Raw genomic sequence first — 1,077 nt, forward strand, 5'->3', positions numbered from 1 at the left:
CTCTACGTTGAACTTCAGGTTGTCGCCTGGCATCACCATTTCGGTGCCTTCGGGCAGAACAACTGTGCCGGTCACGTCAGTTGTACGGAAGTAGAACTGTGGACGGTAGTTCGCGAAGAATGGTGTGTGACGACCGCCTTCTTCTTTGGTCAGAATGTAGGCTTCTGCTTCGAACTTGGTGTGTGGTGTCACAGAACCTGGCTTACACAGAACCTGACCACGCTCAACCGCATCGCGGTCGATACCACGCAGCAGCGCACCGATGTTGTCGCCTGCTTCACCGCTGTCCAGCAGCTTGCGGAACATTTCAACACCAGTACATGTTGTTTTCTGTGTGTCTTTGATGCCGACGATTTCGATCTCGTCACCAACGTTGATCACGCCACGCTCAACACGGCCAGTCACAACTGTACCACGGCCAGAGATCGAGAACACGTCCTCAACTGGCATCAGGAACGGCTGGTCAACAGCACGTGCAGGTGTTGGGATGTATTCGTCAACAGCGGCCATCAGCTTTTTGATGGACTCTTCACCGATCTCAGCGTCGCGGCCTTCCAGCGCAGCAAGCGCAGAACCTGGGATCACTGGAATGTCGTCGCCTGGGTATTCGTAAGAAGACAGCAGCTCACGGATTTCCATTTCAACCAGCTCGAGCAGCTCTTCGTCGTCAACCTGGTCAACTTTGTTCATGTAAACGACCATCTTTGGGATGCCAACCTGGCGGCCCAGCAGGATGTGCTCGCGGGTCTGTGGCATTGGGCCGTCAGCTGCGTTCACAACCAAGATCGCGCCGTCCATTTGCGCAGCACCAGTGATCATGTTTTTCACGTAGTCAGCGTGGCCGGGGCAGTCAACGTGCGCGTAGTGGCGTGTCTCTGTCTCGTACTCAACGTGTGCAGTCGAAATCGTGATACCACGTGCTTTTTCTTCGGGCGCACCGTCAATTTGGTCGTACGCTTGGAAGTCACCAAAATACTTGGTGATCGCTGCGGTCAGTGTTGTTTTACCGTGGTCAACGTGGCCAATCGTACCAATGTTAACGTGCGGCTTATTACGTTCAAACTTTTCCTTAGCCAT

General features: G+C 53.9%; 1 protein-coding gene. It reads right to left on the bottom strand.

What is annotated here, in order from left to right; translation table 11 throughout:
* The coding region (gene tuf, locus TW80_RS17475; protein ID WP_045998763.1) for an elongation factor Tu at positions 1-1,077 on the bottom strand (1,077 nt) is incomplete at its 3' end.

It is taken from the genome of Loktanella sp. S4079, assembly GCF_000967725.1.
Taxonomy (GTDB): domain Bacteria; phylum Pseudomonadota; class Alphaproteobacteria; order Rhodobacterales; family Rhodobacteraceae; genus Yoonia.